Here is a 22,910-nt window from a genome sequence, read left to right as displayed (position 1 = left end):
TCCTTAGGTTAGACTTGCGCGCCGTCGGCAGTCACGCCTTCAGTAGGCTTGGTTTCTTTAATGAAGTGTTCGCGTTTTACACCAAACATTAACAACAGTGGTGAGGCAACAAGCACTGATGAGTAGATACCGAACATAATACCGATGGTGAGCGCGAGTGCAAAGTTGTGCAATGCTTCGCCACCAAAAAACAGCATGGACAGTACCATCATTTGTGTCATGCCGTGGGTAATGATGGTGCGGCTCATGGTGGTGGTGATCGCGTTATCAATAATGTCGGGGATAGTAGCTTTACGCATTTTGCGCAGGTTTTCACGGATACGATCGAATACGACGACAGATTCGTTGACCGAGTAACCGAGCACAGCAAGTACACCAGCTAAGACGGTGAGGCTGAATTCCCACTGGAAAAAAGCAAAGCAGCCAAGAATAATGACCACGTCATGGATGTTTGCAATAATCGCAGCCAGCGCAAAGCGCCATTCAAAACGTATTGCCAGATAAGCCAGAATGCCTAATGCAACAACTAACAGCGCCAGAGCACCATTGTCATAAAGCTCTTTACCTACTTGTGGGCCGACGAAATCAACTCGCTTGAGGACCACGTTCGCATCCTGAGCCTTGAGCGCAGTCATGACGATGTCACTGGTTTTGGCGCTGGTGCTGTCTTTATGCAATTGCAGGCGTATGGTTACGTCTTTGGTTGTGCCGAAAGTTTGAACACTGGCTTCGGTGAAGCCAGTTTGCGCCAATGTTGAGCGGATTTTTTCAATATTCGCATCTTGTTGATAAGCGACTTCGATGACTGTACCACCGGTGAAATCGACACCCAGATTCAGGTGTTTATACGCCAATGCCCAGATTGCGAATAAAAAAGTGAGCATGGAAATGGCAGTAGTGATCTTGCCATAACGCATGAAGGGGATGTCTTGTTTAATCCGAAAAAATTCCATAATAATTCCTAAATAGTTCGCTTAAATAGACAGCTTAGCTACGCGAGCCTGGCGACCATATGTGAGATTGACCAAGGCGCGGGAGATAGTCACCGCGCTAAACATCGAGGTTAAGATGCCCAGGCACAATACAACAGCAAAGCCGCGCACAGGACCAGAACCCAGCCAGAATAAAGCGATACCTGCGATAAAGGTGGTGATGTTGGAGTCAAGTATCGTGCTCCATGCGCGGTCGTAACCGGCGTGGATAGCGGCCTGTGGCGAATTTCCATTACGCAGTTCTTCACGGATACGCTCGTTAATCAGTACGTTGGCATCAATCGCCATACCCAGCGTCAGCGCGATACCTGCCAGGCCTGGTAAGGTCAAGGTTGCATGCATCATGGAGAGCAAGGCCACCAGAAACAGACCGTTGGCGGTGAGTGCCAAGCTTGAGAAAACGCCGAAGTAACGGTAGTAGAACATCATGAAAATGACAACAGCAACAAAACCCCACAAGTTGGAATGGAAGCCTTTGGCAATGTTGTCAGCACCCATGCTTGGGCCTACGGTGCGTTCTTCAACAATGTTCATTGGGGCTGCCAATGCACCTGCACGTAACAGCAGTGCTACGTCGGTTGCTTCCTGAGTGGATTCCATACCTGTAATTTGTACACGACCACCGCCAATTTCTTCGCGGATAACAGGTGCCGTAATGACTTCAGTTTTGCCTTTTTCTATCAGCAAGATCGCCATGCGTTTACCTACGTTTTCACGGGTGACGTCACGGAATATACGTGCACCGCGTGAGTCGAGGTCAATATGGACAGCAGATTGACCTGATTGCTGGTCAAAGCTGGGTGAAGCATCCGTGATGTAATCACCGGTGAGCGAAACAGTTTTCTTCACCAGAATAGGTAAACCACCACGCTCGGTGTACAGTTCGTCATCAAACGGTACTTGTCCCTGCACGGCAGCAGCAATGTCGTGAGATTCATCGACCAGACGTACTTCCAGCGTTGCAGTACGACCTAAAATTTCCTTGGCTTTAGCCGTATCTTGCACACCCGGAAGTTGTACTACTACACGATCTTCACCTTGTTGTTGGATTACAGGTTCAGCTACACCGAGCTCATTGATACGGTTGCGCAGTGTGGTGATGTTTTGCTGAATTGCATTATCCTGCGTACGTTTCTGCACTTCTGCACGCAAGCTGGCAACGATGGTGTAGTCGTTGTTGGCATCAGCCTCGGTCATGACTAAATCCGAGAAATTTTTATCGATGTAATCACTTGCCAAAGCGCGAGTCGCTGCATCGCTGAAATGGACGATTACTGTTTGATGATCACGATTAATTGATGAGTAGTGTATTTTTTGATCACGCAGTTGGCTGCGGATATCGCCGGTATAGCGCTCTGCGGCTTTGTCCAGTGCAGCTGGCATATCAACCTGCAACAGGAAGTGTACACCGCCACGCAAATCCAGACCCAGATTCATAGGTTTGGCGCCGATGGCAGTAAGCCAGTCTGGTGAGGCGGAAATAAGGTTAAGCGCAACGCTGTAGCCATCACGGAAACGTGCTTGCAATACATCTTCGGCTTTGAGCTGAATATCGGTATTGCTGAATTTGACTTTGATGCTGTCGCCATCGATAAATGCGAGTGTATAAGGAATGTGAGCTGCTTTGAGTTCATCCTCAACCTGCTGCTGCATGGTGATGTCGGCTTTAATCACTGAGCGTGTCGGGGATACTTGCACAGCGGGGACTTCGCCATAAAAATTAGGCAGGGTGTAGATAGTGCTAATGAGTAAGGCTGCGCCTATGAGCAGGTATTTCCAGAGCGGGAATCGATTCATTTTATTGCCTAAATAAGTTCAACCGCACAGAGGCGGTTGAAGGTAACAAGTTTAGATGGATTTGATTGTGCCTTTAGGCAACATGGTGGTGATGGTGCTTTTTTGCACATTGGTAACCACGTTGTCGGCGATTTCCAGGCTGACAAACTGTTCGCTGACTTTAACGATGCGGCCTACTTGTCCACCCGAGGTGATGACTTCATCACCTTTTTGCAGCGCTTCCAGCATTTTTCCCTGATCCTTCGCGCGTTTCATTTGCGGACGAATAATCATGAACCAGAATAAAACGAAAATAACGATTAGCGGTAAAAAGCTCATCAGGGCTTCGGTAGGGCTAGATGTACCTGTTGCTGCGGCATAGGCGTTGCTGATAAACATAGTTACTCCAAGTGGGTCAGTAAATAATTTCTAGATTTTAGCATGATAGCGCACGCTGCTCATGAAACTTGGCGACGAAATCATCGAGTTGCTGGTTTTCTATCGCTGTACGCAAGCCTGCCATGAGCTGCTGATAGTAATGCAGATTGTGGATGGTGGCTAAGCGTGCGCCTAGTATTTCGCCGCAACGAATCAAATGATTAAGATAAGCACGACTGAAATTTTGGCAACAATAACAGCTGCAAGTTTCATCTACAGGTCTGATGTCGGTGCGGAAGCGTGAATTTTTAATGCGCATGTCGCCAAACTGGGTAAATAGTATGCCGTGGCGCGCGTTACGCGTGGGGAGTACACAATCAAACATGTCCACGCCATTTTGCACTGAAGCGACAATATCTTCAGGTGTGCCAACGCCCATGAGGTAACGCGGCTTATTGGCAGGCAGTTGCGGGGCGGTGTGCGCAAGTATACGGCGCATGTCAGGCTTAGGTTCGCCTACGCTTAAGCCACCAATGGCATAGCCATCAAATTCCATTTGTCCTAATTCACGTACAGACTCATCACGCAGGTCTTCATACATGCCGCCCTGAACGATACCAAATAACGCATTGGGATTGCCTGCATGTGCGGTTTTGGAACGTTCCGCCCAGCGCAATGATAAGCGCATGGAATAAGCCGCCGCATCGTGTTCAGCAGGGTAGGGCGTACATTCGTCGAATATCATGACGATGTCGGAATTCAGCACTTTCTGGATGTGCATGGATTCTTCTGGGGTGAGGAACATTTTGTCACCGTTGATAGGGGATGAAAATTTCACCCCTTGCTCGGTGATTTTACGTAGCGCGCCCAAGCTGAATACTTGAAAACCACCTGAGTCCGTGAGTATAGGCCGATCCCAGTGCATGAACTGATGCAGGCCACCATGCGCTTCGATGGCTTCCAGTCCGGGACGCAGCCAGAGGTGGAAGGTGTTGCCGAGTACGATGTGGGCGTTGATTTCTTTGAGCTCGTCAGGCGACATGGCCTTGACTGTGCCATACGTGCCCACAGGCATAAACGCAGGCGTTTCGACTTTGCCGTGCGCCAGTGTGACGGTGCCGCGTCGGGCGAGTCCGTCAGTTTGATGAAGTTGAAATTGCATGGGTGACCTTATTGGGTTAAATCTGAGCGGCTAATCAGCATGGTGTCGCCATAACTGAAAAACCGATAGTGTTGTTCAACTGCATGAGCGTATGCGTGACGCATGGCTTCATAACCGCCAAACGCAGATACTAGCATGAGTAATGTGGATTTCGGCAGGTGGAAATTCGTTAGTAAGTGCTCAACCACCTTGAATTGATAGCCAGGTGTGATAAATATGCTGGTTTCGTTTTCGCCTGCGACTAACTGTCCTGATTGCGCGGCGGACTCCAGTGCGCGTAAGCTGGTTGTGCCTACAGAAATGATGCGATGGCCATGTAACTGTGCATGTTGTATTGCATCGACAGTCGCCTGCGGGATAGTGTAGCGTTCGCTGTGCATGACATGATCTGCAATATTGTCGACGCGCACAGGCTGGAATGTCCCTGCGCCTACGTGCAGGGTGACATGCGCACGCACCACACCCATGGCATCCAGCTTTTCCAGCATGGCCTGATCAAAATGCAGCCCTGCCGTGGGCGCGGCGACAGCGCCCAGATGTTGCGCGTACACCGTTTGATAACGGGCATCATCAGCGCCATCCGCAGCGCGGGTGATATAGGGAGGTAACGGCAGCGCGCCGTATTGCTCCAGCACTTCGAGCACGGTAGCGGAGGCGTCAAAGCGCACGCGGTATAAGTCATGTTCGCGGGTTATAATGGTGAGCGGTGCCATATTACCAATAATAATTTGCGAACCCGCTTTGGGTGCATGGCTGGCACGGATAAATGCCAGCGCTTCGTGCTCGTCTATAACACGTTCGATCAATAGCTCTACCTGACCACCGCTGGCTTTTTGCCCGTATAAACGCGCCTTGATGACGCGGGTGTCATTGAATACCAGTACATCACCAGCGCGTAAATACTCGGGCAAGTCGGTGAATGATTTGTCCGTCAACTTGTTGCCTTCTATGCGTAATAAGCGGCTGGCAGTACGCACTGCGGGTGGAAACTGCGCAATCAAATCATCGGGTAAATCAAAGTTAAAATCTTCGGTACGCATAGCTGTAGTAGGGTCAGGCACGTAAAGTGCGCAATAAACCCGCAAGTTTACAAAGAGTTGCTTGTGTTTACTAGCGATATTTCAAAAATGCAAATAGGTCGATGACTCTGAATATGAAGAATGTATTGCAATTAACGGTCATTTTGTGGATAATGCACGGCTTCAAACGCAGTCCTAGCCGGGATGGCGGAATTGGTAGACGCAGCGGACTCAAAATCCGCCGGTGGTGACACTGTGGGGGTTCGAGTCCCCCTCCCGGCACCAGAAAAAATAAAGCCTTGCAGCAATGCAAGGCTTTTTATTTGTCTATTGCACCTGATCAAATTTCTCGTGCAGGTTTTTCAGGACTTCAGCATCACCTCTGACGCGGAAGTAAGCGCCGTCAGCATCCGCACGTTCCTCCAGTACTTTGCAGCTTTCGTAAATTTCACTACGTAGTTGCTGCGTTGACCAGGGCAAGAATAAGTCATCTTCAATGAGATCTTGCTGGAAGAACGTCATGATCGCCTGATGCAGTCTGGTGACATCGTCGGGACGACGTGCGCTCATGACGATGCAGGATGGGTATTTTGCCTTGAGAGCAGCTTCACATTCAGCTTGTGCTTCGGCATCACCGACGTGGTCTATCTTGTTAAAGACGCGGATGCGTGGGACGTCCTGTGCGCTGATTTCTTCCAGTACATCGTTGGTGACTTCGAGCTGGCGCTCAAATCCGGGGTCGCTGGCGTCGATGACGTGCAGTAATAATGAGGCATCAAGCGCTTCGTCCAGTGTGGATTTGAATGATGCGACCAGTCCGTGAGGCAGGTTTTTGATAAATCCAACGGTGTCGCTGACGAGCACGCGCGGTACGCTTTCGGGTTGAAGCACCCGCACGGTGGTGTCCAGCGTAGCAAAAAGTTTATTGGCAACCAGTACTTCGCTACCGGTGAGTGCGCGCATCAATGTGGACTTACCGGCGTTGGTGTAGCCGACGAGCGCAACGGAAGCCTGGCTGCGGCGTTCTTGTCGGCGTGAGCGCTGGATTTTGCGATCAGCTTCCATTGCGATGATTTCCATCTGCAATTCAGCAATACGGTCACGTATTTTGCGTCTGTCCAGCTCTGTATGGGATTCACCAGCACCACGGCCGCCCGTGCCGCTACGTTGCCGGCCTTGTGGACCTGCAAGCTTGGCCATTTCGCGCAGTCGGGGAGCCATGTAACCCAGGCGTGCGATTTCCACCTGTGCGCGTGCCGCAGGTGAGCGGGCATTGCGATGGAAAATTTCCAGGATAACCATGGTGCGATCCATCACGGCACAGCCTACATCTTTTTCCAGATTGCGGGCTTGTGATGGAGATATTTCGTGATCGACTAAAACAGCTGCAATGAGGTCTGCTTCAGTCTCGGCAGATTCAGCATCGTAATTGATGTACTGTTGAATTTCTTCGCGCTTGCCGATACCTAAGTAGGCTGTGGTGTCGAAATTGGTGCGTTTTTGTATGAATGTCTGTACGACTTCGTAGCCCAGCGTTTTTGCCAGCTCGCGTAGCTCGGTGAGTGACGCGTCAAATTCCAGATCGGTCACGCTGGGTAGTTGTACGGCAGCTACGACTGCACGCATGGGTTTTTCTTGGGTTTCTTTTTGCATTAGCAGATTGCTTCTTTTCAGTAGATAGAGTCAGGTGGCGATTATCGTTGATAAAGGCGCGCAGGTCATTAGTTACTACGGATTAATTGCTGACTTCATAGGCCCAGATGAGCGCGTCTGCATGGTAAGTATTAACTTGGGTTATGTCGATGCCAAGCTGGCTGGATATTTCTGCAATATGTTCTTGATTGAAAGTTTCACAGGCGGTTGCCAATTCTAGATAAGGTGCATATTTACCCGTTTTGTGCAGAAGTGCTTCGATAGCCATAGGCGGCAGGCTGATCTGTGCCAGCGCTTGTTCCATGGGGATGCGCAGCAGGATGTCCAGCAGTGAAAAAATGCCAGTGACAAACAGCTCATCACGTTCCTTCATTGATAACGCGTCAGTTGCACATAGTTCGGCCAGTCGAGCACGTACCAGTGCATTTTCCATCAATGCTAAATCCAGTGCGCTGCCAGTTCCGCTGATGAATAACTGCATGGTTAGCCAGCGATAAATGTTTTGCTGTCCCAGTACCATGAGTGCCTGATCTATGGCGCTAATTTTGGTGGTAAGTCCGGTTCCCGCACTGTTGATATAACGTAGCAGTTTGAAAGAGAGAGCAGGATCCAGTTTAATTGCCTGTGCTAATTCTAAATTTTCTGCGTCTTGTCGTATGCGATTGAGTAGCTCCAGTATTTTGATACGACCCGCATCCATGCTGGGTTTAGTCCATGCCGCACGGCTGGTAACAAACGTCCCTTGTATGTAATGGAAGGGAAGATTTGCGCAAACATGATATTCATCCAGCGTTCTTACATTGGTGGCTACCAGTCTTTTATTAAATAGATGTGTGGTTATTTCGTTGATTTGACTGGTGATGGCTTGCAGGTTGCTACCGCCGATATCGATGAAAATATATTCTGCTAATTCTAAAAAAGGTTGCATGCCTGGGGTGTGAATGTCGCCTTGTAATGCAATGTGGAAACCAGCTTGTTTAAGTGCGAGTATTTGAGGGAGCGTGGTTTTGTTCTCGGTGGTGAGTTGCGCCAAATTGTTGACGACAAGTACTGTGCCCGTAGCGGGCAATTTTTTTAATAATGGGTGGGTGAGTGTTGCCGGAAAAATTGGAATAAATGCGAGCCGATGTCCCAGCAATCGCTGTATGTTCATGGAGATAATGTTCTTGAGCAGTACTTCATAATACAAACGCTGTACGTCATTGGAGGAAGCAAACATGCGCAAATTAATCTTGCGGCTCAGGGTAAAAGAGTAGCCGGCAATCTTTTGTGCTTTATTTAAGATGGCTTCACGATAGACGACAGAAGTATGTGTGGCGTTGGCATTGATGACATCTGCGTCATTGTTTGAGAGTGATGATCGCATGTCATCGTGGTTGAGAACAGGCGCAAGCTGATTGAGTTGGGTGTATGCATGGTCATCAGTTGTGATGGGGTGAATTGCCTGTTTAGGTCGAGCAGGCGTTTTTTGTTTACGCGTAAATAGATTAAATAAGCGACTAAACATGTTGAGGTCTCTTAGAGTAATGTGACAGGTAAGTCGTTATCTCTGTTGCGTTTAGTGCTAGCTGCTAACTTGTTCCGCCCATATCAGTGCGTCCGCATGGTGGGCATTTACATGTGCCACGTCTATGCCAATCTGGGTTGCTATTTCTGTAATGCGCTCCTGGTCAAATGCCTCACAGGCAATTGCGAGTTCCAGGTAGGGGGCGTATTTGCCAGTTTTGTGCAGTAGTGCCTCGACAGCGACAGGTGGCAAGCTGATTTGTGCCAGTACCTGTTCCATGGGTAAATGCAGCAGAATATCCAGCAATGAGAATATGCCCGTGACAAATAGCTCGTCGCGTTCTTTGGTTGGCAATGTGTCGCCTGCACTTAATTCAGCTAACCTGGCACGTACCAGTGCATTTTCCATCAGCGCCCAGTCCAGATCGTCACCAGTGCCACTGGTAAACAGCAGCAGCGTTAGCCAGCGATAAAGATTTTGTCGACCCAGTACCAGTAATGCCTGATCAATGGTACTGATTTTAGTGGTAATGCCTGACCCTGCGCTATTGATGTAGCGCAATATTTTGAAAGATAAAGCAGGATCGAGTTTTAAAGCTTGAACTAGTTCTGCATTTTCTGCGTCTTGTCGTATCTGATTAAGTAATTCCAGTATCTTGATGCGCCCCGCATCCATGCTGGGCTTGGTCCAGGCTTCTCGGCTGGTGACGAATGTCCCTTGTATGTAGGTAAATGGCAGGCTTGCACAAACATGATATTCCTCCAGCGTTTTGACGTTGGTAGCCACAAACTGTTTATTGAAGGTGCTTTTATTGATTTCATTGATCTGCCCGGTAATTGTTGGCAGATCACTACCACCGATATCGATAAAAATAAATTCGGCTAACTCTAAAAAAGGTTGCATGCCTGCCGCATTGATATTGCCTTGTAAGGCTATGTGGAATCCTGCTTGTTTGAGTGTCTCCAGCTGTTTTAATGTGGTTTCAGCATCAATGAGTAATTGTTCTAGTGAATTTACAATCAACACTGTTCCTGCCGGAGGGAGTTGAGCGAGCAGGGGGTGGGTGAGTGTTGACGGTAAAATTGGGATAAAGGCCAACCGGTGACCCAGTAGGCGGTGTATATCCATGTTCAATATATTCCGCAGCAACACTTCGTCATATAACCGCTGCACCAGTGTGGAGGACGAGCGTACACGCTCATTGACATTGCGACTTAATGCGAAAGAATACCCCGCTACTTTTTGTGCTTTATTTAACACGGCTTCGCGGCAGACTACAGATGAGTGCACGGCTGGTACGCTAGCTGCATCTTCGTCTGGTAAAGATATATCCTGATTTAAAACGGGCGCCAGCTGATTGAGCTGGTTGAATTCGGCGCTGCTCGTTGTGGGTGCCGTGGGTTGTTGTTCTGACGAAGTCTGAGTGGGCTTTTTGCCAGTGAATATTTGCAATAAACGAGTGAACATGTTGGGCGCTCTATAGTGAATATTGTAATGTGTTATTTTTCGACTGGCGTTTATATACCTCCCTTGGTTACCCAAGATAGTATTAAACGTTCTTAGTGTTGTTCGTAACCATGATACGCTTCCATTACGTGAGGGTCATTCATTTATATGTTCCAGAGTGATGGGTATGAATAGAGTCTGTAGCATTTTGACCAAACAAGTCTTGACGGAAATAATGCGCAATCACCATTAGTTCAGGCAGTGTGGTTTTGCAGTTTAAGTTTGTGCGCTTGCTGTAATCCCATTATTTCTCAGTTCGGATAATGCCAAAGTCAGCGCGGTGTCCAGTTCCTGTAAAGATTGGTGGTCTAAGTCGAGAGGATGGTCTTGTTTCATATCCGCTTCCAACGTTAGCGCTGCCTTATAAACACGAGTGAGTCCCAGATTGCCTGCTGTTCCCTTTAAACGATGAACCAGTGCTTGTGCTTGAACTTGATCGCCACTGATAAGTGCGTTTTTAATATCGCTGAAGGTATGTGTGTTTTCTGCAATAAATACGCCTAACAGATGCAACAACAGCTGGCTGTTTCCCGCTAACCGCGTAAGCGCATCGTGTAGATCCAGACAGGGTAATGCAGCGGCCAATAGTGTGATATCGGTGGGTGCTGGTGTTGTAGGTGGCGCCTGTATCACGTTATTTGGTTTTATCCAGCGGCTGATTACAGTGAACAGTTCTTCTGGATTGATGGGTTTGGCGATATGGTCGTTCATTCCCGCAGCCAGTGACTTTTCTCTGTCTCCGGACAAGGCATGTGCTGTCATGGCAATAACGGGGAGATGAAGTAAATGTTGATTCTCTCGGATAGCACGGGTAGTTTGGTAGCCATCCATACCTGGCATTTGTATATCCATCAATACCAGATCAAATTCTTGCTGGGATAGCTGTGTCAGTGCTTCATGACCACTGCTGGCAACGGTAACATCTGCGCCCATACTGGTAACCAGCTCAGTTGCAATCTGCTGATTAATCAAATTGTCTTCGACCAGCAGTATTTTCAGATGTTGCAGGGTGGGGGAAAGTTGTGGGAGAGCATTGCTGTTTAGTGATGACACTGATGGTGAAGTGGGATTCAGTGCGTTCATGATGGTATTCAGCAATATAGATGGGGTAATCGGTTTTTGGATAAAACCTTCAGGTCTGGCTTCAGGTAGGCGGTTCATGATTTCTGACTGATCATGCCCGGTAACCATAATAAACGACATGCTGCGGTCAGGATATTTCAATCTTAATTGCTCGATTAATTCAAAACCATCCATCCCCGGCATTTTCCAGTCGGCTAATACGAGGTTGTATGCTTGTCCGGCTTGATTTGAGCGTTGTGCCTCCTCAACTGCGGCATAGCCATCGCTGACGCCCGTTGCTTCGATACCGAAAGCATGCAACATTTCAACAATTGCCTGCAAGGCAACAGGATTGTCATCAGCTACTAATGCGCGAATACTGGATATGTATTCATTGGATAAGCGTAATGGTGGTTTGGATAGTGTTGAAACAGGTAATGGTATGGTGAAGAAGAAGGTACTGCCCAGTCCAGGCGCACTTTCAACAGAGATGCTGCCGCCCATTTTTTCAACCAGCCGTTTGCAGATGACCAGACCAAGCCCAGTTCCGCCGTACTGGCGCGTAGTGGTGGTGTCCGCCTGAGTGAAGGCTTCAAATAAATTTTCCAGCTGTTTTGGTGTCATGCCTATGCCAGTATCCGTAACATAGAAACGCCATGCGGGTACGCCAGATATGTGAGTTTCAGCGGGAGCAACACCTATCATGATATTACCTCGTTCGGTAAATTTGACGGCATTGGAAGTTAGGTTAAGCAATATCTGACCGAGTCGGAGTGGGTCTCCAATCAACTCGTTTGGTACTGTAGTGGCATGACGGATAACCAGTTCAAGACCCTTTTCTGCGGCATGCTGTCCGACCAGATTGATGATATTTGAAAATGTTTGATCCAAATCAAAATTAATGGCTTCGAGTTCCAGCTTGCCAGCTTCGATTTTAGAAAAGTCCAGAATGTCATTGATGATAGTCAGCAATGATTGTGCGGAATGCATGATTTTATTCAGATAGTCTTGTTGTTGCATGGTCAATTGTGTGCGTAGCGCCAAATGGGTCAAACCGATGATGCCATTCATAGGCGTGCGAATTTCATGACTCATATTGGCTAGAAAATCGCTCTTGCTCTGGGATGCAGCATTGGCTAGTTTGCTGGCAGTGCGTAGTTGTTGCTCGATTAACTTGCGTTCACTAATATCGTTAATCAACGCGATCAAGTACAGTACGCTATCATCAGTTCGCCGTACGCTGCGTATTACCTGGCTGGTCCATAGTATCTGCCCGTCTTTGCGTATCATGCGCTGGTCGGATTCGCCAGCAGTAGTGCCCTGAAGTGTGTCCTGTAACAAATGCACCATATCATCCTTGTCGTCCGGGTGTATCAGGTCGCTCCAGTTTAATTTGACAAGTTCTTCTCGTGGATAACCCAGCATGTCTGCCAGCCTCTGGTTGACCTCCAGCCAATGCATATCCGGGGTCAGAGTCGCCATGCCCGTGAGTGGTTGATCAAAATACTCACGGAATTTGCCCATGCTGACTTGTAATGCATCTTCAACTTTTTTGCGTTCAGTGATGTCGCGTACCACGCCTGTGAATGCTATTTCACCATCGAGTTCCATTTCGGCAATAGTGAGTTCCATGGGGAAGTGGCGCCCTTGTCGATCAATACCGGTCATTTCACGCCTCACGCCGATGACGTGAGGCTGACGGGTAACTAAGTAGTTATGCATATATTGGTCATGTTGTTCACGATGTGGTGATGGCATCAGTACAGCAAGGTTTTTCCCTACAAGCTCCAGAGCCTGATAACCAAAGATTTTTTCTGCTGCATGATTGAACGTAAGAATAGTGCCGTTTGCATTAGCGGAAATGACTCCATCCATTACAGTATTGAGCGTGGTATCCAGTTGTTGCCTATGGTTCTGCAAAGCGATTTCCGCTTGACGGCGTTCACTAATGTCCTCGCCTGAATTGAGTAAGCCTTGAATCACGCCAGCATCATCCCGCAACAGCGCAGTGTGCCAAGCTATTAGACGTTTGTTACCCTTGCAGGTCAGAACGGCATGTTCAAAATCGTTGGGTGGGGGGGTGTCGCCCTGCAGGATATCGTTGAAGAGAGATAACATGCTTGCGCGATCATCTTCTGGCAAGAAGTTCTCAAACCAGTCCTGACCGGATATTTCAGACTCATCACCCTCTAGGATGTGACAACCCATTTTATTGATGCTTGCCACGGTTCGATCAGGATTAAGTACCAGCAGCATGACACCAGCGACATCGAGATAGTTTTGTAGTGTACGTTTTTCCTGCTCTAGCTCGATTTGTGCCATTTTGATTTCGCTGATGTCATAAAACCACGATAATCGTGCTGGTTCATTATTGTTATCAATCACAAATACCGATAGTGTGAGCCATTTGGGTTGGTTACCATTGACATAAATAGCAATCACTTCATTTAACAAGCTGTTATGCGTATTCCCGACCAGATTGATTTTGTTCTGTTGCGCTGGTGTAAGTGGCACGATGTCACCCATGTTGCATCCATTTGATTGGTCTGGTGTCATCTGGAACAATTCGGAAAACTGGCGATTTGTAAAACGTATAGCATTGCCAGACAAATCGGTTATGGCGACCGCAATTGGGCTAAGTTCGAGTATGCGTCGGAATTGCTCGCTCTGGTACTGCATGGTGGCTGCATTTTCTTCCAGGTGGGATACCAGTTCGCACAGTCGTGTTTGCATCTGTTCTACTGAGCTCAGCACTAAACCTATTTCATCGTGGCGGCCGACTGCTATCGTATTGTTGTAATTACCTTTGCCAATTTCACTCATGATTTCACTGATACGCTTAAAGCCTTTGATAACCGGACGCACTAGCACTCGATTCATGCTCCAGAACAAACCAAGCAAGATAAGTAACCATATACCTAGAAGCGCAAACTTGGATTGGGTGATTATTGTCTCAGCTCTTTTTTCACGCGCTGCATTTTCCTGATTCGCAACGCTTACTACCTGATTAATCAGCCTACGATGTTCCCGGTAGAGCGGTATGATGCGCGTTTTTAGCAGATACTCGGCAGATGAAATGTCGCCCCTTTCGAGTAATGGAATAAAACGTTCGAATAATTCCTGATAATACAAAGTGGCAGGTTGGTAGGAGTCAAATAGTAGTAGTGTTCTTAGTTTGCCCGGTGGGAGCGAGTGCATCCAGTATTGATGGCGACTCTCATAGGCCTTAGCCAGAGTAGTCAGTTTTGCTATTCGTATCTGCAATTCAATTTGTTCATCATGCTGGGCAGCATCAAGTATTTGGTAGACAGTTAATTGAGATTCAATGATGTATTCTGGCGGCGGTAACACGTCGGCAATAAGATTTTTTCCTTGTGCTATTTCCTGATAAATTTCACCATTTACTTTTACTCGATTTATTGCGGTATTCAGATAAAACAGATAGCCCAAGAGAGAAACCAATAGCACCCCATTCATAAACAGGGCTTTTTGTATAATCGTAAAATTATGTAATTTCATAGTTAATCCTGGGAAGTGACAATGTTAATTACATTTGATTCGGTCTTGTAACTAGCCTTACATAGGCAATTTACCTGTGGGGTGTGGAGGCGTGCCATGTGCTGCATCTGTGTAGGCTAAGGCAATGTCATTGAAGTTGGATTTGAGCTCAAGAAAAGCGTTGACAATATCTGGATCGAAATGTGTGCCACTGCCTGCTACTATCATGCGCACGGCTTCTTCATGTGGGTATGGTTCCTTATAACAGCGACGACTGATTAAAGCATCATAAACATCAGCCAGCGCCATCAAGCGGCCAGAAAGCGGGATATCGTTACCTTTCAAACCTTGTGGATAGCCTGAACCGTCCCACTTTTCATGGTGAGTAAGTGCAATTTCAGCTGCCAGTTTGAGGAAAGAGCTGGAGCCTAAATAATCAGTGGCCATCAATAATGAGTTGTAACCATAGGTTGTGTGTTGGCGCATCAGTTGCCATTCATCGGGCGTTAACTTGCCCTGTTTAAGCAGGATGTAATCAGGTACACCCACTTTGCCAATATCATGGAGTGGTGCCGATTTATATAGTAAATCAATAACAGGCTGCGGTAATTGAGCCTGGAAGTGATCATGATCCTGCAGTTTAATCGCGAGTGCTCGCACGTAGTTTTGTGTTCGCAGTATATGTGCACCTGTCTCATTGTCACGGGTTTCCGCCAATGATGCGAGGCACAATATGGTTGCGTCTTGAGTACGTTGCAGCTCCTGGGTGCGTTCTTGTACTCTTACTTCGAGCAGTTCATTTTGATGACGTAGTGCATCTTCGATTGCCGCTAACGTGAGATGGGTATGTACGCGCGCAAGCACTATCGTAGGGGAATATGGCTTGGTGATGTAGTCAACGGCGCCTAATTTAAGACCATACTCTTCGTCAATATCATGGGACATGGCGGTTACGAATATCACTCGGATATGCGCGGTTTCAGGGTTGCTTTTCAGTGCCTGACACACCTCATAACCACTCATGCCGGGCATCAATATATCCAGAAGTACGAGATCAATTTCGGGATGTTCAGCAATCAGTTGCAGTGCACTTGTGCCAGATTCTGCACTAAATACTTCATAATCTGGATTAAGGTTAAGCAATGCTTTCAGGATGCTCCTGTTCACATACTCGTCATCTACAATCAATAATTGCGGACGTCTGCTGCTAATATGACTATATGTATCTTCCATAACGAGCAATTCCTATATAAGTTTCTAGCTGAAATGTTTGTATTGTCAGATTTTGAAAAATACTGGGATATCTGTTTTTTTTGTTTACCAGCAGAGGTATTTTAATACTAGCATTTTTCACAATTTACACATATAAATTCTACGCATTAAATAAGCAGATGGTTATCCGCTGGAGTCAGATTGGTGACAGCACATCAAGCGGCATGGTCATTGACAACGCTGGTCAGGGGTAATGATGGGGCGTTGTATTACTACAGAGTGCGGTATTATGATGCACAGACCAGCCATTTTAGTGTTGGGATGCTGTTGGGGGTGAGGTAAATTAGTTTCAATCTACTAACTATTTATAAGGAATTCAAAATGAGTGAAATTCATATTACTTCTACCCTTGATACTTGTGGCACTTGCTGCCCTATGCCTATTTTCAGAACCAACAAAACCATGAAGGAAATGGCGATTGGTGAAGTTCTGGAACTCATTGCAACAGATGTCGGTACACGCGTTGATGTACCTGCGTGGTGTGCATCTACAGGCAAAACGATACTGTCTACCAGCGAAGCCGATGGTAAGTTGCATTATTGCATCAGGAAAGATCGCTAATTTAAGCCGGCAGGATTAATCAGAGTCATTCTGTGCTGTTTCGATTGTTCAGGAGAAAAACATGTCGGACACCACTGATGCGGTGAAGGGCCTTAGTACCGCTGAGGCGCAACAACGGCTTAACACATCGGGATGGAACGAGCTACCTTCGGCCAAACCGCGTTCGTTATTCGCGATAGCTTGGGCGATATTGCGTGAACCTATGTTTATCCTGTTGATGTCCTGTGGTGGCATTTATTTGTTGCTGGGCAGTATGGAGGATGCTTTCATATTGCTTGGGTCTGTGGTCGTAATCATGGCGTTGAGCTTTTCTCAGGAACGTAAAAGCGAGCGTGCACTTGAAGCTTTACGTGACTTGTCCAGTCCAACTGCGTTGGTGCTACGTGATAGCGAGCAACAACGTATTCACAGTCGAGATGTGGTGGTGGGAGATATTGTCCTGCTGGCTGAAGGCGACCGTGTACCAGCCGATGCCATCCTGATTATTAGCCAGAACATGACCGTTGATGAGTCATTATTAAGCGGTGAATCCGTCCCCGTAAGGAAACTGGCAAGTGCTGTTACTACGGATGTACTCGCGCCACCAGGTGGTGATGATCAACCATTTGTGTATTCCGGTTCGTTGGTGGTGCAGGGAACAGGGCGTGCGCGTGTTGCGGCGACAGGGGAAAAAACGGCACTTGGACAGATAGGTCAAGCTTTATACACACTGGAGTCGGAATCCAGTCATGTGCAGAAGGAGACTGCGCATGCCGTCAAAGTAGTTGCCTTGTCCAGCATTGTTCTCGTTATCCTGTTAGCAGTCTGGTATGGCCTCAGCAGGGGCGATTGGCTCAATGGGATTTTGGCAGGGCTGACGTTGGCGATGGCTATATTGCCAGCCGAATTCCCGTTGATATTGACTATTTTCCTTGGTTTGGGCGCTTGGCGTATTGCCAAGAAGCATGTGCTGACTCGGCAGATTTCGGCGATAGAAACGCTGGGCGCAGCGACTGTGTTATGTGTAGATAAGACCGGCACCCTGACACAAAATCGTATGGCCGTCGCGCAGATCGTGGTGGATGATGATGTGCATGAATTCAAAACGGCTGCTGTGCCAGAAGATTTTCCAGAAATTTTTCATGAAACGCTGGAATTTGCCATGTTGTCCAGTCATCGCGATCCGTTTGATCCCATGGAAAAAGCGATACAGGAAGCTGGTATTGTAACCCTTGCTGGCACTGAGCATATACACAACGGCTGGACGCTGGTGGAGGAGTATCCACTGTCACCTGAGTTATTAGCGATGTCGCGTGTCTGGCGCTCGCCTGACTTGGTTGATTTCGTCATTGCTGCCAAAGGTGCGCCAGAAGCGATTATGGATTTATGCCATCTGGATAGTGCGCAAGCACAGCTTATAAGTGCACAAGTCGATTTGGTGGCAACGCAGGGACTCAGGGTTTTAGCTGTCGCCAAGGCGTCATTTCAACAGTCCGAATTGCCTGCTATTCAGCATGATTTTGAGTTTAAATTTGTTGGCTTGATTGCGCTCGCCGACCCGTTGCGGCCAACAGTACGCGGAGCAATCGAGGAATGTCATGCAGCTGGTATCCGCGTCATCATGATAACGGGAGATTATCCTGCTACCGCACTAAGTATCGCAGCGCAAAGTGGGTTGAATTCTCCAGGTGGGGTGATAACCGGCGCGGATCTGGAAAAGCTGGATGACGAGCAGTTACAGCAGCGATTAATGCAGACATCGAATCAGATCAATGTGTTCTGTCGTGTACAGCCAGAACAGAAATTGCGATTGGTAATGGCGCTGAAGCGTGCGGGTGAAATCGTCGCAATGACTGGCGATGGCGTTAATGATGCGCCAGCGTTAAAGGCTGCGCATATTGGTATTGCGATGGGCGGTCGTGGCACTGATGTGGCGCGTGAGGCTGCTGCGCTGGTGTTGCTGGATGACGATTTCAGTTCCATTGTGGCGGCGGTCAGATCGGGTCGTCGTATCTTTGACAACATTCGTAAAGCTGTCGTGTTTGTTGTCGCGGCACATATTCCGATTGCGGGTATGTCTATGCTGCCAGTGATGATGGGGTGGCCGTTGATACTGCTTCCTGTGCATATCGTTTTTTTTGAGTTGATGATAGACCCGACTTGTTCTATCGTTTTTGAAGCAGAGCCAGAAGAAGCTAATGTGATGCGCAGACCCCCACGCGCTAATAATGCCAAGATATTTGATCGGAAACTGTTGATGCTGGGTTTGCAGCAGGGCGTGATTTTATTCATGATTCTACTAGCTGTTTATCTGTTGTCACAGTGGATAGGATTGGAAGTTGGACAGGCGCGTGCGTTGACTTTCAGTGCAATGATAATCGGTGATATATGGCTGGTTTTCATTAATCGTTCTTGGTCATTGCCATTGCGTGCAGCTATTACATTGCCTAATTTGGCTTTGTGGTGGGTAGTGGCGGGTGCGTTAGCAATGCTTGGTATGGCGCTGTTTCTACCCTTCATGACTTCGTTGTTTCATTTTGGGGTGCTGCCTGTAAGTTATTTGTTAGTGATGACGGTTATCGTCAGTGCTATTCTGTTGTTGATTGCAGGGGTGACGGGTAAGCAGGTGTATAGTAGAATTGATTAGTATATTAGTACTAGTTATGGGTAGCCGTTCGGTAGCCACTTCAGGGAAACGGGAAAATGAATACAAATCAGCTAAATGATGCAGCTGTGGTAAACGCGGCCCGACAGTGGAGTGCGACCATGACTGCAGATATATGGCGCTATATTTTTGATGCTGTCGAAGCGCCAATTTTTCTGCATGATCAGAATTATCGATTGTTGCTGGTTAATCGTGCCTACTGTGAGGAAGCGGATATGGCTGAGGCAGATGTGCTGGGTAAATTTTACTGGGAAGTTTTTCCGCTCGGTACTGGGCCATTGCCAGGCTGTAAAGAAATGGCGGAATTCGGGCATGATGGCGTGCATGACGAATTTTTGGTCGGCACGAAGCATTTTCTTTCTACGGGTTATGTTGTCCGTGGTGAAAATAACGAGTTGCGCTACTCGTTGCATCTATTAAGTGATATTACTCAGCGTAAAGAGTCCGAGGCGAAAATCAAGTGGTTTGCTTTCTATGACAGCTTGACCGAGCTGCCTAATCGCCGTCTGTTCAGTGACAGGTTGCAACAGGCTATGTCTAGCAGTAAACGTACTGGCTATTATGGCGCTGTGATGTATCTCGACTTGGATAACTTCAAGCCACTGAATGATACTCATGGGCATGGTATGGGTGATATGTTGTTAATCGAAGTGGCAAACCGGCTTAAAAAATGCGTGCGTGAGACTGATACAGTTGCCCGTATTGGTGGTGATGAGTTTGTAGTGATGCTTGCCGCATTAGATGTGGACAGAGTGGAATCTGAAGTGCAGGCGAGCAACGTTGCAGAGAAAATTCGCATAAGTCTGGCCGAGCCCTATTTGCTGGGATCAACCCATGATGGTCAGGCCGATGCCATAGTTGAACATCATTGCAGTGCAAGCGTTGGCGTCGTGCTGTTTTTTAATAATGAGTGCGGTCAGGATGAAGTACTGCGCCGCGCAGATGTTGCCATGTATAAGGCGAAAGAGGCTGGTCGGAACAGGGTGTTGTTTTACCGGTCTGGAGATTAATTTCGCTACTCGTCTTGTCCATGTAATCCGCATGCTAGCTGGGAATTACATGGTTATACACAGTCAGGTCAGGTGGTCTTACTAACAACATACACGTTTTCCAATTTGAAACGGGTTTTCAGCCAATTACGTATGCGCGTTTGTGTTGTTTTTGAAACTGGTCTGCGAGCCTCCAGATAGACGATCAGTGTGTCATCAGCGGGCATGATAGGCTGGGTGGTATTATCCTGAGCTGTTGCAGCCTGGCTTCTGCCATGGGTAATCATTACCGTTTTTAATTCTGGGTACTGTGCTTGTAATTCAGCCCTGACCTGATCGTATTCTCCCATTTGTTCAGTCTGTTTCTGCTGTTTGTTAATTTCACTTTGTATCGTTGCCTCAAGTTGTTGAATTTTGGCGTTTTTAGCTTCCAGTAAATGTACGCTATTGCGGTACAGATCCTGTTGTATTTCGGTTTTTACCATACTTAAATTGACGTCGTTATTCTGTTCAAAGGTATGTACTATTAATTTCGCAGAATTGAGTTGATATTCCTTAAGCTGGGCATTAAGACGTTCCATCGTATTTTTGTCTAAAGCTTTGCCTGCGATCGTTAGGTTTATCTCCTGACTGACGGGGTCAATTTTCTTTTCCAGGATAAACAAATTCTTTTCGGTACGTGTCACTGACTCAAGATAATGGTTGACCTCGGTTTTGAATACTTCGTGTCTTACCAGTTGGAAAGCCAGATAAACGCTGGGGACGATGGTGATAATTATGGCGGTGGCGATAATTAACTTTGCCCGTTTCTGGCTTTCAATAGAAAGAAAGCTATGTTGCGGCAAGCGCATGAGTTTGACGAACAGCAATGCCGATAAAGCGATGTAAACAGCGTTAATAGTGAATAAATAAAATGCACCTAAAAAGAATATGAGCTGGCCAGTAGCAAGACCGTATCCCGCCGTGCATAAGGGTGGCATTAATGCAGTGGCAATGGCGACACCAGGTATGACCGTGCTTTTTTCTCGGCGTGTAACACCGATGATCCCTGCCATGCCGCCAAACGTGGCTATCAAGACATCCCATAGATTGGGCGCAGTACGGGCAAGCAGTTCAGATTGCGCTTCCGTTAGCGGAGTAAGAAGAAAATACAATGTGGATGTCAGCAGGCTAAGAAAAATGAAAATTCCCAGGCTGCGCAGCGATTGCCGGATTAGCTGAAAATTATGTACGCCGGTTCCATATCCTATGCCCATGATGGGTCCCATCAGTGGGGAGATAAGCATGGCGCCAATAATCACGGCGGTCGAGTTTACATTCAGCCCGATGGATGCCACTAAAATGGCAAACATCAGAATCCACATATTGGTTCCGCGAGTTTTTATACCTTGACGAATGCTGGCTTCGATATCAGCTGGATCATCCATATCGCCGCGCAAATCGAAAGAAGAACGCAATTCGCGTAAAAATAGGTGTTCACGACTCATGACTGATCGTTTCCGCTAAAGTAGAAGCATCTTATTCTATCGCATATTGCTAAACGCTGAACAATTCAGTACCGTGTAGACTCCGTCTTCAAAAAAAGCGACAGATTTCCGTGACCATATTTGAAACTATTGCTGTACTCATCACGCTGGCGGCTATTGCCAGTTATCTGAATCATCGCTTCGTACGATTGCCGTCAACGATCGGCTTAATGGTGATTGCTCTCCTCATGTCCCTCGGCTTCGTAGTGCTTGGCAAGCTAGGATTGGTGGAATTAAGGCACTCAGTCAGCTTTATCCGCTCTATTGATTTTAGTGAAACGCTGCTGCATGGCATGCTCGCTTTTTTATTGTTCGCGGGTGCCTTGCATGTTGATTTGACCGAGCTTGCGACACAGAAATTGCCCGTAGCGGTGCTGTCAACAGTTGGTGTGGTGATCGCAACATTCGTTACAGGATGGCTGTTCTGGTTTGGCATGCATAGCCTGGGATTCGAAATGCCATTTATGTACGCGTTGCTGTTTGGTGCGCTGATTTCACCGACTGATCCCATTGCGGTGCTCGGTATTCTCAAGAGCGCTGGCGCACCTAAGAGTCTGGAAATCAAGATTACTGGTGAGTCTCTATTTAATGATGGTATTGGTGTTGTCGTATTCTTGACCATATTGGCTATTCTGGTCAGTGGCCATGAGCCGCCTGCGTCTGAAGTTGCCATGTTCCTGCTGGAGGAGGCGGTAGGTGGTGTTGGTCTCGGGCTGATTTTGGGATGGGTGGTATTTCGATTGTTGCGATCTGTAGACAACTACCAGGTGGAGGTTTTGCTGACCCTTGCCCTCGCTGCTGGGGGCTATACGCTAGCCGAGGCTATTGCTGTATCCGCACCGATAGCAATCGTGGTCGCAGGGTTGGTCATCGGTAATCAGGGCAGGGCCTTCGCCATGTCGCAAAAAACGCGTGAGCACCTCGATACATTTTGGGAATTGATCGACGAAATTCTTAATGCGGTACTGTTTGTTCTGATGGGGCTGGAGGTATTGGCGCTTACCCTGAACTGGAAGATGATGGAAGCAGGCTTGATTGCGATTGTAGTTGTATTAATTGCTCGCTTTGTTAGCGTGGCGCTACCTATGCAAATAATGCGCTTGTATCGCCCCTTCACCCGTGGTGCTGTCAGGATACTCACTTGGGGTGGGCTGCGTGGCGGTATTTCGATTGCTTTAGCCCTTTCACTTCCTCCATCGCCATATCGTGACTTGATTCTGTCTGTTACTTATGTGGTAGTGGTTTTCTCAGTACTGGTGCAGGGATTGACGCTGGGACATTTGATTCGCGGTGTGAAACGCAAAGACGGTGCCTGAAGCACCAGATTTTGTTGCTGTAGCATTTGCTATGGACGTCCAACTTTAA

15 protein-coding genes and 1 tRNA gene are annotated in these 22,910 nt (G+C 47.5%); 5 read left to right on the top strand and 11 right to left on the bottom strand.

The genetic code is table 11. The features are described 5' to 3' along the window. Positions 1–8: 8 nt before the first annotated feature. From secF to queA, 5 genes are read right to left on the bottom strand one after another with little or no spacing between them, the layout of a single operon-like run. Positions 9–953: a protein translocase subunit SecF gene (gene secF / locus SFSGTM_RS11175; RefSeq protein WP_174237414.1), complete on the bottom strand. Its 945-nt coding sequence runs from the start codon at positions 951–953 to the stop codon at positions 9–11. A 21-nt stretch (positions 954–974) separates the two neighbouring features. Next, the gene (gene secD, locus SFSGTM_RS11170) at positions 975–2,789 is read right to left on the bottom strand and encodes a protein translocase subunit SecD (RefSeq protein ID WP_162085234.1); all 1,815 of its coding nucleotides are present in this window, start codon (positions 2,787–2,789) and stop codon (positions 975–977) included. A 51-nt stretch (positions 2,790–2,840) separates the two neighbouring features. Further along, positions 2,841–3,167: a preprotein translocase subunit YajC gene (yajC, locus tag SFSGTM_RS11165; protein ID WP_162085233.1), complete on the bottom strand. Its 327-nt coding sequence runs from the start codon at positions 3,165–3,167 to the stop codon at positions 2,841–2,843. 37 nt (positions 3,168–3,204) lie between these two features. Beyond that, positions 3,205–4,308 (bottom strand): tRNA guanosine(34) transglycosylase Tgt, encoded by a 1,104-nt coding sequence (gene tgt / locus SFSGTM_RS11160; RefSeq protein WP_162085232.1) that lies wholly within the window; start codon positions 4,306–4,308, stop codon positions 3,205–3,207. A gap of 8 nt (positions 4,309–4,316) precedes the next feature. Beyond that, positions 4,317–5,348, bottom strand: coding sequence for a tRNA preQ1(34) S-adenosylmethionine ribosyltransferase-isomerase QueA (gene queA, locus SFSGTM_RS11155; protein ID WP_162086303.1), 1,032 nt, complete (start codon positions 5,346–5,348; stop codon positions 4,317–4,319). Between the two features lie 177 nt (positions 5,349–5,525). Here queA and SFSGTM_RS11150 point away from each other — a divergent pair. Continuing rightward, positions 5,526–5,612: transfer RNA gene (locus SFSGTM_RS11150), tRNA-Leu, on the top strand. 42 nt (positions 5,613–5,654) lie between these two features. Here SFSGTM_RS11150 and hflX read toward each other — a convergent pair. From hflX to SFSGTM_RS11125, 5 genes are all read right to left on the bottom strand, one after another. Beyond that, a complete protein-coding gene (gene hflX, locus SFSGTM_RS11145; RefSeq protein ID WP_162085231.1) occupies positions 5,655–6,980 on the bottom strand; it encodes a GTPase HflX in 1,326 nt (441 codons plus the stop codon). 82 nt (positions 6,981–7,062) lie between these two features. Next, on the bottom strand, positions 7,063–8,487 hold the full coding sequence (locus SFSGTM_RS11140) for an EAL and HDOD domain-containing protein (protein ID WP_162085230.1): 1,425 nt from the start codon (positions 8,485–8,487) through the stop codon (positions 7,063–7,065). Between the two features lie 57 nt (positions 8,488–8,544). Further along, a complete protein-coding gene (locus tag SFSGTM_RS11135) occupies positions 8,545–9,954 on the bottom strand; it encodes an EAL and HDOD domain-containing protein (protein ID WP_162085229.1) in 1,410 nt (469 codons plus the stop codon). A 255-nt stretch (positions 9,955–10,209) separates the two neighbouring features. Next, a complete protein-coding gene (locus SFSGTM_RS11130) occupies positions 10,210–14,574 on the bottom strand; it encodes a PAS domain S-box protein (protein ID WP_162085228.1) in 4,365 nt (1,454 codons plus the stop codon). A gap of 57 nt (positions 14,575–14,631) precedes the next feature. Continuing rightward, on the bottom strand, positions 14,632–15,786 hold the full coding sequence (locus SFSGTM_RS11125; RefSeq protein ID WP_162085227.1) for a response regulator: 1,155 nt from the start codon (positions 15,784–15,786) through the stop codon (positions 14,632–14,634). 360 nt (positions 15,787–16,146) lie between these two features. On the opposite strand from SFSGTM_RS11125, the gene SFSGTM_RS11120 reads away from it, so the two are divergent. From SFSGTM_RS11120 to SFSGTM_RS11110, 3 genes are all read left to right on the top strand, one after another. Continuing rightward, on the top strand, positions 16,147–16,386 hold the full coding sequence (locus tag SFSGTM_RS11120) for a sulfurtransferase TusA family protein (protein WP_162085226.1): 240 nt from the start codon (positions 16,147–16,149) through the stop codon (positions 16,384–16,386). Between the two features lie 61 nt (positions 16,387–16,447). After that, positions 16,448–19,012 carry a cation-translocating P-type ATPase gene (locus tag SFSGTM_RS11115; protein WP_162085225.1) on the top strand — a complete coding sequence of 855 codons (2,565 nt, stop codon included), beginning with the start codon at positions 16,448–16,450 and terminating at the stop codon, positions 19,010–19,012. 119 nt (positions 19,013–19,131) lie between these two features. Next, on the top strand, positions 19,132–20,040 hold the full coding sequence (locus SFSGTM_RS11110; protein WP_162085224.1) for a sensor domain-containing diguanylate cyclase: 909 nt from the start codon (positions 19,132–19,134) through the stop codon (positions 20,038–20,040). 68 nt (positions 20,041–20,108) lie between these two features. Here the strand turns inward: SFSGTM_RS11110 and SFSGTM_RS11105 are convergent, their stop codons facing one another. Then, on the bottom strand, positions 20,109–21,506 hold the full coding sequence (locus SFSGTM_RS11105; protein ID WP_162085223.1) for a DUF389 domain-containing protein: 1,398 nt from the start codon (positions 21,504–21,506) through the stop codon (positions 20,109–20,111). 110 nt (positions 21,507–21,616) lie between these two features. On the opposite strand from SFSGTM_RS11105, the gene SFSGTM_RS11100 reads away from it, so the two are divergent. Next, positions 21,617–22,861: a cation:proton antiporter gene (locus tag SFSGTM_RS11100; protein WP_162085222.1), complete on the top strand. Its 1,245-nt coding sequence runs from the start codon at positions 21,617–21,619 to the stop codon at positions 22,859–22,861. The last annotated feature ends 49 nt before the right edge of the window (positions 22,862–22,910 follow it).

Source organism: Sulfuriferula nivalis, from assembly GCF_009937995.1.
Classification (GTDB): domain Bacteria; phylum Pseudomonadota; class Gammaproteobacteria; order Burkholderiales; family Sulfuriferulaceae; genus Sulfuriferula; species Sulfuriferula nivalis.
This window is presented reverse-complemented; position numbering and strand designations above follow the sequence as displayed.

Coding starts and splice junctions, on each gene's coding strand:
- secF (WP_174237414.1), bottom strand. CDS start 953: ATGGAATTTTTTCGGATTAAACAAGACATCCCCTTCATGCGTTATGGC.
- secD (WP_162085234.1), bottom strand. CDS start 2,789: ATGAATCGATTCCCGCTCTGGAAATACCTGCTCATAGGCGCAGCCTTA.
- yajC (WP_162085233.1), bottom strand. CDS start 3,167: ATGTTTATCAGCAACGCCTATGCCGCAGCAACAGGTACATCTAGCCCT.
- tgt (WP_162085232.1), bottom strand. CDS start 4,308: ATGCAATTTCAACTTCATCAAACTGACGGACTCGCCCGACGCGGCACC.
- queA (WP_162086303.1), bottom strand. CDS start 5,348: ATGCGTACCGAAGATTTTAACTTTGATTTACCCGATGATTTGATTGCG.
- hflX (WP_162085231.1), bottom strand. CDS start 6,980: ATGCAAAAAGAAACCCAAGAAAAACCCATGCGTGCAGTCGTAGCTGCC.
- SFSGTM_RS11140 (WP_162085230.1), bottom strand. CDS start 8,487: ATGTTTAGTCGCTTATTTAATCTATTTACGCGTAAACAAAAAACGCCT.
- SFSGTM_RS11135 (WP_162085229.1), bottom strand. CDS start 9,954: ATGTTCACTCGTTTATTGCAAATATTCACTGGCAAAAAGCCCACTCAG.
- SFSGTM_RS11130 (WP_162085228.1), bottom strand. CDS start 14,574: ATGAAATTACATAATTTTACGATTATACAAAAAGCCCTGTTTATGAAT.
- SFSGTM_RS11125 (WP_162085227.1), bottom strand. CDS start 15,786: ATGGAAGATACATATAGTCATATTAGCAGCAGACGTCCGCAATTATTG.
- SFSGTM_RS11120 (WP_162085226.1), top strand. CDS start 16,147: ATGAGTGAAATTCATATTACTTCTACCCTTGATACTTGTGGCACTTGC.
- SFSGTM_RS11115 (WP_162085225.1), top strand. CDS start 16,448: ATGTCGGACACCACTGATGCGGTGAAGGGCCTTAGTACCGCTGAGGCG.
- SFSGTM_RS11110 (WP_162085224.1), top strand. CDS start 19,132: ATGACTGCAGATATATGGCGCTATATTTTTGATGCTGTCGAAGCGCCA.
- SFSGTM_RS11105 (WP_162085223.1), bottom strand. CDS start 21,506: ATGAGTCGTGAACACCTATTTTTACGCGAATTGCGTTCTTCTTTCGAT.